The organism is Aporhodopirellula aestuarii, from assembly GCF_023701485.1.
GTDB lineage: Bacteria > Planctomycetota > Planctomycetia > Pirellulales > Pirellulaceae > Rhodopirellula > Rhodopirellula aestuarii.
This window is the reverse complement of sequence record NZ_JAMQBK010000051.1, coordinates 66,956-80,849: the sequence shown is the minus strand read 5'-3', so window position 1 is coordinate 80,849 and position 13,894 is coordinate 66,956. Positions and strand designations below refer to the sequence as shown.

At 57.1% G+C, this 13,894-nt stretch carries 13 protein-coding genes; 9 read left to right on the top strand and 4 right to left on the bottom strand.

Annotated elements, in window-relative coordinates; translation table 11 throughout:
- Positions 1 to 58: 58 nt before the first annotated feature.
- The 4 genes from NB063_RS19100 to NB063_RS19085 form a co-directional block, all read right to left on the bottom strand.
- Positions 59 to 484, bottom strand: a complete 426-nt coding sequence (locus NB063_RS19100) for a DoxX family protein (RefSeq protein ID WP_250930361.1) — start codon at positions 482 to 484, stop codon at positions 59 to 61.
- Between the two features lie 74 nt (positions 485 to 558).
- Complete coding sequence (locus NB063_RS19095; protein WP_250930360.1) at positions 559 to 1,008, bottom strand: SRPBCC family protein; 450 nt, start codon at positions 1,006 to 1,008, stop codon at positions 559 to 561.
- 47 nt (positions 1,009 to 1,055) lie between these two features.
- Positions 1,056 to 1,433 (bottom strand): VOC family protein, encoded by a 378-nt coding sequence (locus NB063_RS19090; protein ID WP_250930387.1) that lies wholly within the window; start codon positions 1,431 to 1,433, stop codon positions 1,056 to 1,058.
- 70 nt (positions 1,434 to 1,503) lie between these two features.
- Positions 1,504 to 1,977, bottom strand: coding sequence for a DUF1579 domain-containing protein (locus tag NB063_RS19085; RefSeq protein ID WP_250930359.1), 474 nt, complete (start codon positions 1,975 to 1,977; stop codon positions 1,504 to 1,506).
- A gap of 243 nt (positions 1,978 to 2,220) precedes the next feature.
- Here NB063_RS19085 and NB063_RS19080 point away from each other — a divergent pair, with 243 nt between their 5' ends.
- From NB063_RS19080 to NB063_RS19040, 9 genes are all read left to right on the top strand, one after another.
- Positions 2,221 to 2,562, top strand: a complete 342-nt coding sequence (locus NB063_RS19080) for an ArsR/SmtB family transcription factor (RefSeq protein ID WP_250930358.1) — start codon at positions 2,221 to 2,223, stop codon at positions 2,560 to 2,562.
- 745 nt (positions 2,563 to 3,307) lie between these two features.
- Positions 3,308 to 4,654, top strand: coding sequence for an outer membrane protein assembly factor BamB family protein (locus NB063_RS19075; protein WP_250930357.1), 1,347 nt, complete (start codon positions 3,308 to 3,310; stop codon positions 4,652 to 4,654).
- Positions 4,651 to 5,661: an NHL repeat-containing protein gene (locus tag NB063_RS19070; protein WP_250930356.1), complete on the top strand. Its 1,011-nt coding sequence runs from the start codon at positions 4,651 to 4,653 to the stop codon at positions 5,659 to 5,661. Before NB063_RS19075 ends, NB063_RS19070 begins: the two co-directional genes overlap by 4 nt.
- Positions 5,662 to 5,670: 9 nt before the next feature.
- On the top strand, positions 5,671 to 5,925 hold the full coding sequence (locus tag NB063_RS19065) for a hypothetical protein (RefSeq protein ID WP_250930355.1): 255 nt from the start codon (positions 5,671 to 5,673) through the stop codon (positions 5,923 to 5,925).
- Positions 5,918 to 6,601: a 4Fe-4S dicluster domain-containing protein gene (locus NB063_RS19060; RefSeq protein ID WP_250930354.1), complete on the top strand. Its 684-nt coding sequence runs from the start codon at positions 5,918 to 5,920 to the stop codon at positions 6,599 to 6,601. Before NB063_RS19065 ends, NB063_RS19060 begins: the two co-directional genes overlap by 8 nt.
- Positions 6,598 to 7,989, top strand: coding sequence for a 4Fe-4S binding protein (locus NB063_RS19055; protein WP_250930353.1), 1,392 nt, complete (start codon positions 6,598 to 6,600; stop codon positions 7,987 to 7,989). Before NB063_RS19060 ends, NB063_RS19055 begins: the two co-directional genes overlap by 4 nt.
- Entirely contained in the window at positions 7,986 to 9,872 is a 1,887-nt protein-coding gene (locus tag NB063_RS19050) for an outer membrane protein assembly factor BamB family protein (protein ID WP_250930352.1), read from the top strand. Before NB063_RS19055 ends, NB063_RS19050 begins: the two co-directional genes overlap by 4 nt.
- Entirely contained in the window at positions 9,869 to 12,301 is a 2,433-nt protein-coding gene (locus NB063_RS19045; protein ID WP_250930351.1) for an NAD(P)H-dependent oxidoreductase subunit E, read from the top strand. The genes NB063_RS19050 and NB063_RS19045 overlap by 4 nt, the downstream gene beginning before the upstream one ends.
- On the top strand, positions 12,294 to 13,859 hold the full coding sequence (locus tag NB063_RS19040) for a 2Fe-2S iron-sulfur cluster-binding protein (protein ID WP_250930350.1): 1,566 nt from the start codon (positions 12,294 to 12,296) through the stop codon (positions 13,857 to 13,859). The genes NB063_RS19045 and NB063_RS19040 overlap by 8 nt, the downstream gene beginning before the upstream one ends.
- Positions 13,860 to 13,894 lie beyond the last annotated feature (35 nt).

Sequence of the window (13,894 nt, the reverse complement as noted above, 5' to 3'; positions counted from 1 at the left end):
TGTGGCTCTCACAGATCGATGAGATTCCTAGCGGCAGGATGGCAGCTGAGGTGACGGTTTAATCAGTCGTGAGCGGGGGCGCTTGATTGCTCGTGGCCGGAGTCGGTTCGCTTGGTGAGCGGAACGCGATTTGGAACACGCGGGGGTCCCGCAGTCCCAACGCGATCCACGCGATCACGCCAAAGATGATCGGGACGAAAAAGGGATCGCCGACACGAACGTGAGTCGCGACGGCACCGCCGAGGTACGCCGACAGAAGGATTGCGCCAACGAACGCGGTTCGCGGGATGAGAAACAGCATGGCGATGACGACTTCGACGATACCGATTGTGAACATCACGCCCTCTTCCCATCCGAGGTGTCCAAACATCTCGGCTTTGCCCTCCCAGTCAGTGAATTTGCCGCTCGCGCTGGCGAAGCAAAGGAAGGCGGCGAGCAATCCGCTGAGGGCCCAACCGGTAATAACTGTCTTGGAGGATTTCATGGGAACGGTTCGAGTGATGAGTGGGGAGTCGATCGGCCTGAAGGTGGAGTTGGGGCGAAGTTACGCCCGAGTTCTCACGTGCCATCGGGAATGTTTGGTTCGACCAGATGCGTGAGCATCGTGAGCGATTCCTGCCAACCGAGATAACACATTTCGGCGGGGATAACATCAGGGATTCCAGATTGTTTGATTTGCAATTCGGTTCCACACACGACCGGCCGAAGCGTCACGATGACGTTGATCTCACCCGCCAAGCCGGGATCGTCAAATCGGTCGGTGTATACGAGGCGAGCATAGGGAGTCAGTTCGACGAATCGTCGTTTGAACGAGTGACTCGAGCCGGTGGAAAAATTCGTGAATGACATTCCATGCCCGCCACCGACGCGGGCGTCCATCTCATAGACGGCCCCAACAAAACCGTACGGCGGGAGCCACCGGGCAAGCGCGGCAGCGTCGAGGAACGCGCGGTAGACGCGTTCGTCACGTGCTCGCAACACGCGATGGAGTTCAACTGCGTTGCTCATGAAGTGTTTCCGATTGATGGGCCCGCGACCTTTGAGGGTGGAGTCTTCTACTTTTGCGAGTGCAAGCCGAATACGTTGCCTTCGGTGTCGACTCCGAGCGAGATGAATCCGTACTGTCCGATGGCGGTCTTGGGCATGTGGACCTTTCCACCGGCGGCTTCGATTCGCGAGGATTCCACCCCGCAGTCTTCGCAACTGAAATAGACGATCGTGCCGCTTCCGCCGCACTTGAATCCTTCCATCTTGCAGAGCGCACCTGATGCGCCGGGAGCTTCCATCGATGCGGGGAACGCCATCATTTCTAAGTTGTCGACGGGGGTGGGGAGTTTCTCAAGTTTGAGGTCGAGCACGGTCTCATAGAACTTGGTTGCTCGCGCCATTTCGTCGACATAGATTTCAAACCATACGATCGGATTGCATTTCATAAGTTTCACCAAGAGGGAAGGGGTATGATGTGAGAGATTAAGAGGCGGAGTGTCTTGCGATTTCGGTCGGTTAGACGCGGGTGTGGTGTCCGTGCATGAACTTCGTCCATTCGCCGTCATCATTTTGCAATTCGCTGATCATCCGCCAGTTGTTTTCGTCTACGATTTCAATCGTGTCGCGGAATTTCCCCGTGCCACTGCCGTCGAATTTGGGCCCTTCGGAATCGAGCGGTAGTCGTTTTCCGGATTCATCGAGGACACCTTGGTACGGCCAGATGTTGTCCATCATCGAGCCGACGAACGTCCCGACGTAGAGTTTTTTGGCTGCGTCGTAACCGAGTGTCATGATGGACGACCATTTATCATCCGCGCTCGATCCGCCACTGCTCTCGCAGATGACCCAAAGGCCTCCCAACATGCGGCATGTCATTTTCCCGGATGATTTCATGGATTCTCCATCCGGTGTTTGGCAGTCGTGTTCGAATGACCACTCGCCGACGAGCTGTTCGAGCCATTGGTGTTCGGCTTGGGGCTTTGCAAACATGAAAGGGGGCCTCCTTGATAGGGTGTTTACGGGCGGGGAATTGAGCGGTTTGAGATCTAGTCGAACGGCGCACGCCGCAATCGACATGGGCCGAACAAAATTTCGATTCGCTTGACTTTGTATCCCGCCCTCTGTCAATATGCAACTTAGTGGTTGCGGAAATGTGCGAGGTCGTTTGTTGGGTCGGTGGCGTCGGCCCGGTGGTGGTGATTGGGTCTGTCTCGTTAAAAGTAATTAGAAGCTATGTCAGCTAGTACGGAACCGGAACGAACGTTTACGAAAAACGCGTCCTTGTTTGCTGCGCTCGGTGACGAGACTCGGTTGTCGTTGCTGGTCCAGTTGGGTGGAGGCAATTTGTGTAGCATCACGCAGTTGGCCGAAGGACGTCCGCAAACTCGTCAAGCGATCCGGAAACATCTCCATGTTCTGGAGGCGGTTGACTTGGTCAAAGGCGTTCGTAGAGGACGCGAGAACCTCTTCCAAATCGAACCCAAGGTGGTGGAGTCAGCGGCTCAGTCGCTCGTGGCGATCTCACAGCAATGGGATGATGCGCTGAGCCGACTCAAGAGTTTCGTTGAAGAGTGACGAAGCGCCGAAAGGGCGGCGACGATTGCGCCAGCCGCTACCATCGTACCTCTAGCTGGACAGCGTCACGTTTCACGTAGCTCGGTCTCTCGGGACGTTGATTTAATTACTGCGGGATTTCAAAAGTAGCGGAACGGCTCGCGCCGTCCGGTGACTCGAGACCGGACGGTTCGCGCCGTTCCGCTAAAAAGAGCACTAAAACAATCAATGTCCCCCGAGACCGAGGATTGCGGGCGTTACCCGCTTCCGGAGCTTCGGAGAAGGCCCGCTACCGGAACGTCGAAAACTCCAATACGTCTGCCAGAACGTGGCGCTGTCCAGCTAGCAAAAAGGTACATCGCGGCTCCCAATCGAGAACGTGCGTGACGAAGCGCTCGTGACGGCTTGTTGAGTTTGCATGCGGAAGCGTCAGGCAGGACAGTGTTACCCACGGAGGGTGCGAGGGGGCTGGGAAGGGAATTTGAGGTCTGACTTCGTGCGGTGGATCGTCGCGAGGCGGTTCAGAAACATCGTGATTTACGGTGTCTTGTAACCGTGTGCGTCAATTGGCGCCGATTCATCTGTAGTGAATGCGTAGAGGTCTCGCGCATAATCGATTACTTCCAGGGAGGCGGCTTTCGCTTTCCGCACTAGGAGACTTCGGTGACGTACGATGATGCCTTCATCGGTCGATAGAACCATTTCCGCAGCGGTCTTTGTCTTGGCCGTTTTCTTGTTGTTGAGTTTGTTCTTTACTCGCTCGACAATGCCGATTGAAATGCGCGTTCCGGGAATGGACGGGACGCCTCGAGTGTTGGTTACCGCGAACCGGTTGCCCTATGAAGCAACTGTCGCGGGGGAACCTGTTGTGGGAACGGGTGTGGCTTCTCAGATCAAAGGGGAGTGGCCAGGTTTTCGAGGACCGAATCGGGATGGCGTTTGCCCTGATTCGATACCGTTAGCGAGATCGTGGCCCGCGAGCGGACCGCCGCTGCGTTGGGAGGTTGCGATGTGCGAAGGCTACGCGAGTCCCGCTGTTCGCGACGGACGTGTCTATGTGTTGGACTACGACGAGGCCGCCGAAGCCGATGTGCTGCGTTGTCTTTCGCTCGACGACGGACGGGAGATTTGGAGTAACGGTTACCCGGTTGCGGTGACTCGCAACCATGGCATCACGCGGACGGTTCCGGTCTTATTCGAAGATTGCGTGATTACGCTCGGGCCGCAATGCCATCTCGCCTGCTGGGACGCGGTGACGGGAGCAAACCGCTGGCTGATGGATTTGCGTGCGCAATATCAAACAACCGTTCCGCGGTGGTATGCGGGGCAATGTCCGCTGATCGATCAAGGAAAATTGATCGTTGCTCCGGGAGACGCGGCGCTGATGGTGGCGATCAGGCCCGAGTCAGGCGAAGTGCTTTGGCGGGCCGAAAACCCGCGTGGCTGGGAGATGACGCACGGCAGTATTGCGGTGATGCAGCATGCCGGGAGACGAACGTATGTGTACTGCGGCAGCGGTGGGGTGGTTGGCGTGGATGCCACTGACGGCAGCGTGTTGTGGGATACCACGCAGTGGCCGGTGCAGTTCGCTCATGCGCCTTCTCCAGTGATTTTGCCTGATGGGCGTGTGTTTGTTTGCAGCGGGTACGGCAACGACACCGGCGCGTTGATACTACGTGTTGATGAAAGCGGCACGCATGTCAGTGTCGAAAGGAAATTCACTCCGAAGGAATTTAATTCCGAACAACAGACCCCGATTCTGTTCGAAAGGCATCTGTTCGGTATTCGCAAACGGGGAGGTGGTCCCATGGTTTGCATGGACATCGATGGTAAAGAAATCTGGAACAGTGGTCGGGATCGATTTGGACACGGGCCGTATCTGATCGCGGACGGTTTGTTGTTCATGATGAGTAACTTCGGCGAATTAACGATCGCGGAAGCGGACGCGTCGGGTTATCGAAGACTTGCCAGCCATCTGGTGTTTGAAGATGGTCACGATGCATGGGGGCCGATGGCGATCGTTGACGGGAATCTGTTGCTTCGTGACATGACTCGATTGGTGTGTTTAAACGTGGCCGCGAAAACGCCTGAAAAAAGTGAGGACTCGCTATGAACTATCGAAATCCAGGATCTGTGTTGGCTCCGTTGTGGATCATGCTCGCCGTTTTGATTCTCGGTGGTGTGTCGGTCGTTGTGATGCGGATGGAGTCGTTGACGAGATCAGAAAACAGTTTTGCGTTGGATGTTTCGAGGCATACGGATATTGCCGAACCGCTGTTGCACTACTCCGAGGCGGCACCGATCGCGTTGCCATTGTCGGATGCTCATGCGTTCGCGGTGTCGCCGAATGGTGACATGGTTGTTTGCGGTGAGTCGAGCGTTTGGGTTCTGGATGCCGAAGGAGTGGTATTGCAGACACTGGCACCGGTGGTGAAACCCCGTTGTGTGGCGGTGGCGGGAAAGGATCATCCGCAGGCCGGTCGTATTTATGTCGCGGGAAATAATGCGATCGAAATTTTCTCAGCCGACGGTGAATCGATTGCACGTTGGGATGTGGTCGGTAAGTTGCCGTTGTTGACATCAATTTCGTTGACGAATGAAAACGTTTATGTCGCCGATGCGGGGAATCAAACCGTGATCGTATTTGATGATGACGGGATACAGACGGGGGTGATTGGTGCTGAGTTTGTCGTCCCGAGTGGCTACTTCGACGTGGTGGCGGAGGACAACGGATTGGTCCATGTCGTGAACCCAGGGGCTCGTCGGGTGGAGACGTATTCGGTGGACGGTGACCGCGAGGCGGTTTGGGGGCAAGCCGGTTCAGGGATGGAAGATTTCTTTGGGTGTTGTAACCCAGCCCATATCGCGATGTTGCCGGGTGGACGGTTTGTCACTTCGGAAAAGGGCATCCCGCGGATCAAGGTTTATGACGACTCGGGCAAGTTGCAGAGCGTTGTGGCCGGCACGGAGCAGTTGCTGCGCCGTCAAAGTCGAGGGGACGAAGTTTTGAGCGGGGACGTTTTTGACATCGCGGTCGACGACGAGCAACGCATCTTGGTGCTCGATCCGACGGCCGATCAAATTCGCACATTTATCCGCACTCAAAAGAAAGCGATCTGAGCGATGGAGATGAACCGTCGGCAATGGATCGAGACGAGCGTGCGATGGTCGCTGAGCCTGGTGATCGCTGTCGTTGCTTGGGTGCTGACGCGTCGTCGGTTGCGCGCGGGGTGTTCTCAGACACTCACCACATGCCGAGATTGCATGCAAATCAGTCGTTGTGTCTTGCCGGCGGCGATGTTGGAAAGAGAGACACTCGAAAGAGCGGCGCTACAGCAGGCAACCCAAAATCGGGCAGCGAAGAAGGGAGCCGATCGTGTCTGACAGGCGATCTCCCGCCGCTGATGTTTCGCTGCCGATTGCCGGTCGGCGAGAATTTTTGGTACGAGGAACTCGGGTTGCCGGTGCGATCGCGTTGGGGTCCCTCGGTGGATTCTTAGCTGGGCGACATGGGGAGGCGGGCGAAACACGATGGCAACTTGATCCCGATAAATGCGTCGGTTGCAGTCACTGTTCGACCTACTGCGTGCTCGATGAGTCAGCCGTCAAGTGTGTGCAGTGTTTTGATATGTGTGGTTACTGCGACATCTGCACGGGGTACCTCGACACGAACTATCACGATGTGAATACAGCGGCGGAAAACCAATTGTGTCCGACGGCGGCGGTGGTCCGCGAATTCATTGAAGACAAAGCGGGCCAGCGGTTCTATCAATACACGATCGATGAGGAGGCGTGTATCGGTTGCGGTAAGTGCGTCAAAGGATGCGCGTTGATGAACGGGTCGCTGTACCTGCAGGTCATGCACGATCGATGCGTGAATTGCAACGAGTGTGCGATCGCGAGAGTCTGTCCGACGCAGGCGTACACGCGGGTGCCGGCGGAGAAACCATACCTTGTCAAAGCACAGGCGCAAGCACTCTATGAGAACAAACTCGGTGACGAAAATCGCTCCGACGATGATCCGGTCGAGCAGTTGATGCGGACGGTGACAATGCGATGAAACGCTTGGTTCGTTCTGTCCGTGAGAGTTGGGGGCGACACACCGTCGCGAATCCGTTTGGCGGTCGTCTGCGATGGAGTTTTGCGTCGTTATTGGCGTTGCTGGTGGGGCTGCATTCGTCGATCGTATCGGGTGAGTTGATTCCGACGCCTGACTTTAGTTCGCACTCGATACCGACCACTCAGGTTCCCAGCGGCAGCGGTCTGGCGTGGGAGTATCTCGACGTCGCGATTCTGGTTGTGGCGTTGTCGCTGGCGAGTTATTTCGCATTGGTCACGCGGTCTCGTCGGCATTTGTTCCTGTTGTCATTTGCGTCGTTGGTGTGGTTTGGTTTTGTTCGCCAGGGGTGCGTGTGCAGTATTGGTGCGACGCAGAACGTGGCACTCGCAATCTTCGACAACGGGTATGTGATTCCGTTATCAGTCGTCGCGTTTTTCTTGTTGCCGTTATTATTCACATTGTTCTTTGGGCGAACATTTTGTGCGGCGGTCTGTCCGCTCGGAGCGATTCAGGAGTTCGTGTCAGTCAAGAACGTGCAAGTCCCTCGATGGGTGGATCATTCGCTCGGATTGATGACGTGGATTTATCTGGGGGCGGCGGTCATTTTTTCGGCGACAGGAACCGCCTTTTTGATTTGCCGCTATGACCCGTTTGTCGGATTTTTTCGGCTCGGTGGTAACGCGAACATGATGATCGCCGGTGGCGTGTTGTTGTTGGTCGGCGTCTTTGTCGGGCGTCCCTATTGCCGGTACTTGTGTCCATACGGTGCGGTGTTGTCGGTGTTTTCGCGGTTCTCACGATTCCATGTGCGGATTCCACCGACGCAGTGCATCACGTGTGGATTGTGTTCGGAGGCGTGTCCTTATGGTGCAATCGAATCACCTGTGTCGCGGGCGACTCCCGTGGAGGCTTCGCGAGGCCGTAGACGACTCGGTTATCTCCTTGTAGCGGCGCCGCTGATCGTTGTCGCGTTCGCGGGCTTGGGGGCGATGATGCGTGGGCCGTTGTCTCGGATGGATCCGGAGGTTCAGCTCGCCGAACAGTTGCGGATGGAAACGTTGGGGCTGACCGCCACGACGACCGACGCGAGTGAAGCGTTTCGAAACGCCCGACGTGACGAGCGTGCGTTGCTCGAAAAGGTGCTCGTTACCCAGGAGCGTTTCCGTTGGCTCGGCGTGGCGCTGGGGGCGTGGATCGGTGTGGTGATCAGTGTCAAGTTGGTGTCGCTGGCCGTTCGTCGTCCTCACGCGGACTATCGGGCTGACACGAAGAACTGTGTTTCGTGCGGTCGTTGTTTCTGGTACTGCCCGGTGCCGGATGGGAAAGCTCCCGGGGTCACACCGACCACCGGTCCGACGGAGCCCTCTCAATTGGTGCAGATCACATGAGTGGCCGCGAGCAACCGTCGTTTGGATCGCTGATGCAAAATGACCGGACTTGGGTCCGCATTTCGAGTATCGCGGCTGTCTTTTCCGTCGTGGTCGCGGTCGCGATGTTGGCGAGTTTCGCCGGGCGGGTGGTGGATCCGAGTGTGACGCCGGAGTTTGTCGAGTTGAAGGAGTCGCTACGCGAGGCGTCTGGCGATGAGTCGGTCCATGCCGCGATTGCGAACCAGATCCGATCGCTCGACGTGGAACTGCGCACCGAGTATTTCGATCGACGTGCCTTCATGGGGGCCGCCAGTTGGTTGTTGTTGGGCAGCCTGTTCGTCACGATTGCGTCCGCCAAAGTGGTCGCGAATCTGCGGCGACAACCGCCGCAATTGGCGGAATTTGAATCGGATGTGGATGATCCCGATCGAATCATGAGTTTGCAATCGCTGTCTGCGGTTGGCGGTTTTGCGGTGGGCGTGTTCCTGTTTTCGAGTTGGCTGATTGTTTCTGATCGCAGTGTCTTGCCGCCCGACGCGACGCATCTGGCGGCATTGTTTCCTGAATCAAATGATGTTGCGATGGTCGCGACGCGGGGGCTTGATGTCGAGTCGGAGGAGCTGGAGGACGCTGGCGCAACCGAGCCTTCGATGCCGGACGTGGAACCAGCGGTTGTCGATCCCGAGGTGTTGCCGACGCTCGATGAGAAACGCAAGTTTTGGACGCGGTTCCGGGGCACAGACGGAATGGGAGTCGTGGAGTCGACGTCGATTCCCGAAACGTGGGATGGGGCGAGTGGCGAAGGGATTTTGTGGAAAACGCCCGTGGACTTGCCGGGAACCAATTCTCCGATCGTTTGGGGGGATCGTGTATTTCTAAGTGGTGCGACGGAGGAACGCCGCACGGTCTCGTGTTTTGACGCCGCGAACGGAGCGTTGGTTTGGCAGACGGATGTGCCTCTGCCTGCACCGGAGGATGACGGAGGTGAGCCGGTCGAGTTGACAGTCAATGACGACACGGGGTTTGCGGCACCGACGATGGCGACCGATGGCGTGCGTGTTTTCGCGATATTCGCCCACGGCGACATTGTCGCGATGGGTTTTGACGGCGAGATCGTTTGGACTCGATCATTCGGTACGCCTCACAATCCGTACGGGCACGCTTCTTCGCTCGTGACGGATGAGGAACGCGTGTTGATTCAATTGGACCAGGGCGAGGAAGACGAACCGTCATCACGTTTGATTGCACTCGATGGCCGAACCGGGGAGACGATCTGGGAAACTTCGCGTGACGTGCCCGCTTCCTGGTCGACGCCGCTGGTGATCGAGTACGAGGGCGAGTCGCAAGTGATCACGTGCGCGAACCCGTGGGTGATCACGTATCGCACGAGCGACGGCGAAGAAATCTGGCGGTGTGATGCACTCTATCAGGATGTCGGTCCGTCGCCGGTTATGCGTGATGGCGTGGTGTATGTCTGCAACGAGGTGCCCGGTGGTGCGGCAATCCGGCTCGGTGGCAGTGGCGACGTCACGGACACACACATCATTTGGCAAGTCGATTTTGGTGCTCCCGATACGACCAGCCCGCTGTTAGTCGACGACATGATTTTGATGTTGGCGTCATTTGGAACATTGACCAGCTATGACATCGGTGAAGGTGGTGACCCGGTTTGGGAGCAAGATTTTGATGACGGGTTCAAGTCGTCGCCGACGAAGATCGGTGATCGAGTTTTATTGATTGGGGAATCCGGTGCGTGCTGGATCGTGGCGACGACGAAGGAGGCATGCGAAACCGTTTCGGAGGCGGATCTCGGTGAAAAATGCGTGACGAGCCCCGCGATTCTGGACGGACGAATTTATGTTCGCGGCGAAAAACATCTTTTCTGTATCGGTGAATCATGAATGCGGCGGTAGGCAGCGCTGAGAAGGTCGTCAACGACACTACGGTGATCGCGTCGCCAGCGATCGATTTGGCGTTCGTCGATCAGACGGTTGCGGTGCACGGTGGCGGTCCGGAAGCGGTGATTCCGATCTTGCAAGCGATTCAAACGAAGTATCGCTATTTGCCTGATGCGGCGTTGCAGCGGGTATGTGAATTGACCGAGATCACGCCCTCGGCGATCACTGGCGTGTCGACGTTCTATACGCAGTTTCGTCATCGCCCGATGGGCCGGCACGCGATCCAGGTTTGCCGTGGCACGGCCTGTCACGTCAAGGGTGCGGATCTGATCGAAGAAGCCATTGCCCTGCACCTGGGTTTAAAACCCGGAGAGGATACCGATCAACAGGGGCAGTTTACGATCGAGCCGGTTGCCTGTTTGGGTTGTTGTACGCTGGCTCCCGTCGTGCAGATCGACGATGCCACGTATGGACGATTGACTCCGCAGAGTGTTCCCTCGACGATTCGTGGGTTTGCCAGGCGAGGCAGCGAGGTGAAGTCCACGCGTCGTGATTTGCGGAAACGTGATTTTTCGACGAGCGGTTCGGCGGTTGGGGAAATTCGCGTTGGACTCGGTTCGTGTTGTGTTGCCCAGGGCAGCGGTCAGGTGTTCGACAAGGTCCAAGAGGTCGTGACATCGATCGGGGCTGCGGCGGAAGTGAAACGGGTCGGTTGCGTCGGGATGTGTCATCAAACGCCGCTGGTTGAGACGATCCGAGGTGACGGGACCAGCCGGTTGTACTGTCACGTGCAGCCCGAGCAGGTTGAAGAAATCGTTTTACAAAACTATCAGCCGACCGGAATCGTGTCGCGAATGCGAACGTCGTGGTCCAAGATGGTTGCGGAGTTGTATGGCCGTGAAAACGGTGCCGAATCGAGCGTCGAAGCCGTGTCGCCGAAAGAAGGCCCGGTGTGTGAGTTTCTGGGGCCGCAGAAGCGGATCGCCACGGAATCGTGTGGCGACATCGATCCCTTGGACCTTTCCGAATACCAACGCCATGAAGGTTTCGTGGCACTCAAGCGATGCTTGGATGAATTGTCGAGCGACGAGGTGATCTCGGAAATTGAGCGCAGCGGTTTGCGAGGTCGAGGCGGCGCCGGTTTTCCGTCTGCGATTAAGTGGCGTACGGTGCGAGGTGCGAATGCGGAAACGAAGTACGTCATCTGCAACGGTGATGAGGGCGATCCGGGCGCGTTCATGGATCGCATGATCTTGGAGTCGTTTCCGTATCGCGTGATTGAGGGCATGGCGATTGCGGCCGTCGCGGTGGGGGCTCACCAGGGATACTTTTATATTCGCGCCGAGTATCCTCTCGCTGTCGAGCGGATTCGCCATGCCATCGCGGAGTGCGAAGCGGCGGGGTTGCTAGGCGATCGCATTTTGGGAAGCGATTATTCGCTCAAGTTTTCGGTCAAAGAAGGGGCGGGCGCGTTCATTTGTGGCGAAGAGACCGCATTGATCCATTCGATCGAAGGCGGCCGGGGAACTCCGAGGCTGCGGCCTCCGTTTCCTGCTGAATCGGGATTGTGGGAGAAGCCGACGCTGATCAACAACGTCGAAACGTTGTCGTTGGTCCCATGGATTCTGCGACATGGCGGCGATGAGTTTGCCAAGTTCGGAACCGAGACGAGCAAGGGAACCAAAGTCTTTGCTTTGGCGGGCAAAATTCAACGCGGCGGACTGATCGAAGTTCCGATGGGGGTGACGATTCGCCAGATCGTCAATCAAATTGGCGGTGGTGTTGCAAACGGTCGTCGCTTTAAGGCGGTTCAGATCGGAGGCCCGTCGGGCGGTTGTGTGCCGGCGAGTTTGGCAGACACGCCGGTTGATTACGAAGCACTGAGTAGTGTCGGTGCGATCATGGGCAGCGGTGGGATGGTCGTTCTCGACGATACCGATTGCATGGTCGATATCGCGCGATATTTCCTGCGTTTCACCCAAGATCAATCGTGCGGCAAATGCACGTATTGTCGAATCGGTACGAAGCGGATGTTGGAGATTTTGGAACGGATTTGTGGGGGCGAGGCGAAGAAAGGCGATTTGGATTTACTCGAAGATTTGTGCCAAAGCGTATCAAGTGGCAGTTTGTGTGGGCTCGGGAAAACGGCCCCCAACCCGGTGCTCTCGACGCTGCGTTATTTCCGTGAGGAATACGAAGCACACTTGGCCGGGCATTGTCCGGCGGGCAAGTGTAAGAACCTGATCGCCTATCACATTACCGACGCGTGCATTGGATGCACGTTGTGTGCGCAGCACTGTCCCGTCGACGCGATCCCCGCGGTGCCATACGCCAAACATGTCGTCGATGTCGACCTCTGCACGGCGTGCGATACCTGCCGCGTCGTGTGTCCTGAAAACGCCGTGGAAATTGTGAGAAGAACCAATGCCTAAGATCTCGATTGACGAACGAACAATTGAAGTTCCCGCGGGCACGACCGTCTTGGATGCGGCGGAGCAGTTGGGCATTGAGATACCGACGTTGTGTTTTCTCAAGGGCTATCTGCCTTCAACGTCGTGTCAGGTCTGTTTGGTTCGAGATCGGGCAAGCGGAAAACTCGTTCCCTCGTGCGCGACTAAGATCGTCGACGGGATGCAGATCGACAGCGAGACGGCGGAAGTTCATGCGGCCCGGCGAACGGCTCTCGAATTGTTGTTGAGCGATCACGTCGGCGATTGTTTGGCGCCGTGTTTCTTTGCATGTCCGGCACACATGGACATTCCACTGATGCTCAGGCAGCTCGGTAATCACGATTTACATGACGCGATCGAGACGATCAAACGCGATATTGCGATCCCCGCGGTGCTGGGGCGGATTTGCACGAAGCCGTGCGAGAAAGGATGTCGTCGCAGTTCGGCGGATGATCCCGTCTCGGTTTGCGAACTCAAACGCTATGCCGCCGATGCTGACCTCGCTTCAGAACACGCCTTTGCGCCGGAGTGCGCCGCCGACTCAGGGAAACGTGTTGCCATTATCGGTGCGGGGCCGACGGGATTGTCGGCGGCGTATTATTTGCGTCAACGCGGCCACGCATGCCGGTTGATCGAGGCGACTGTACAGCTCGGTGGGCGACTGCGATGGGAAACCGATTCAGAAACGCTGCCGCGGGGAACACTCGATGCGGAGATCGCACAAATCGTCGGGTTGGACGTGCAAGTTGAGACCGCGACCCCGGTCGACTCGCGTGAGGCGTTTGAAAAACTAGTGGATTCGCATGACGTGGTACTGATCGCGTCGGGTGCCGATGCGGTGAAGATGTCGGACGAGTGGTCGGTGGATGGATCGCGTCGCGGAATCGAGATCAATCGCGAGACTTATCAAACCAAACGTGAAAACGTGTTCGCGGCCGGCTGCGCGGTCAGGGGGAAATGTTTGTTCGTGCGAAGCGCGGCGGATGGCAAAGAGGTCGCCGGGTGTATCGATCAATTCCTGTCGGGGCAGAAAGTCACGGCACCGCCGAAGCCGTTTGCATCGCGATTGGGGCGAGTCGCGACGGAAGAGATGAAACAATTCTTGGCCGGGGCGGCGTCGGTGCCCGTGCAAACACCCAACACGTCGGATGACTATTCGGATGAGCAGGTTGCCGAGCAATCAGATCGATGTTTGTCGTGTGGATGCGTTGCACATGGGGATTGTCGGTTGGAGAACTATGCGGCTCGATACGGTGCCGACCCGAACCGGTTTGGGACGCGACAGGGGGTGTACGAGGTTCTCGGCCGAGGCGGCAACGTTTTGTTTGAGCCCGGTAAGTGCATTAAATGCGAATTGTGCATTCAAATCGCATCGCAGTCGCAAGACGCGTTGGGGTTGTCCTTCGTCGGTCGCGGGTTCGACGTGCGTGTGAGCGTTCCGTTTGACGGCAGCTATGACGAGGGGATGGGGGATTTAGCCGAACGCTGCATCGCGGCTTGCCCGACGGGTGCGTTGTATTTCGACCGCAAAGCGGAGTGAGGGTAGGGCGGAATCCGGCAAGGAGTTTGCGGTTT

Bases quoted from the DNA above. Each gene is read 5' to 3' on its own strand.
- NB063_RS19100 (WP_250930361.1), bottom strand. From the start codon at position 484: ATGAAATCCTCCAAGACAGTTATTACCGGTTGGGCCCTCAGCGGATTG.
- NB063_RS19095 (WP_250930360.1), bottom strand. From the start codon at position 1,008: ATGAGCAACGCAGTTGAACTCCATCGCGTGTTGCGAGCACGTGACGAA.
- NB063_RS19090 (WP_250930387.1), bottom strand. From the start codon at position 1,433: ATGAAATGCAATCCGATCGTATGGTTTGAAATCTATGTCGACGAAATG.
- NB063_RS19085 (WP_250930359.1), bottom strand. From the start codon at position 1,977: ATGTTTGCAAAGCCCCAAGCCGAACACCAATGGCTCGAACAGCTCGTC.
- NB063_RS19080 (WP_250930358.1), top strand. From the start codon at position 2,221: ATGTCAGCTAGTACGGAACCGGAACGAACGTTTACGAAAAACGCGTCC.
- NB063_RS19075 (WP_250930357.1), top strand. From the start codon at position 3,308: ATGCCGATTGAAATGCGCGTTCCGGGAATGGACGGGACGCCTCGAGTG.
- NB063_RS19070 (WP_250930356.1), top strand. From the start codon at position 4,651: ATGAACTATCGAAATCCAGGATCTGTGTTGGCTCCGTTGTGGATCATG.
- NB063_RS19065 (WP_250930355.1), top strand. From the start codon at position 5,671: ATGAACCGTCGGCAATGGATCGAGACGAGCGTGCGATGGTCGCTGAGC.
- NB063_RS19055 (WP_250930353.1), top strand. From the start codon at position 6,598: ATGAAACGCTTGGTTCGTTCTGTCCGTGAGAGTTGGGGGCGACACACC.
- NB063_RS19050 (WP_250930352.1), top strand. From the start codon at position 7,986: ATGAGTGGCCGCGAGCAACCGTCGTTTGGATCGCTGATGCAAAATGAC.
- NB063_RS19045 (WP_250930351.1), top strand. From the start codon at position 9,869: ATGAATGCGGCGGTAGGCAGCGCTGAGAAGGTCGTCAACGACACTACG.
- NB063_RS19040 (WP_250930350.1), top strand. From the start codon at position 12,294: ATGCCTAAGATCTCGATTGACGAACGAACAATTGAAGTTCCCGCGGGC.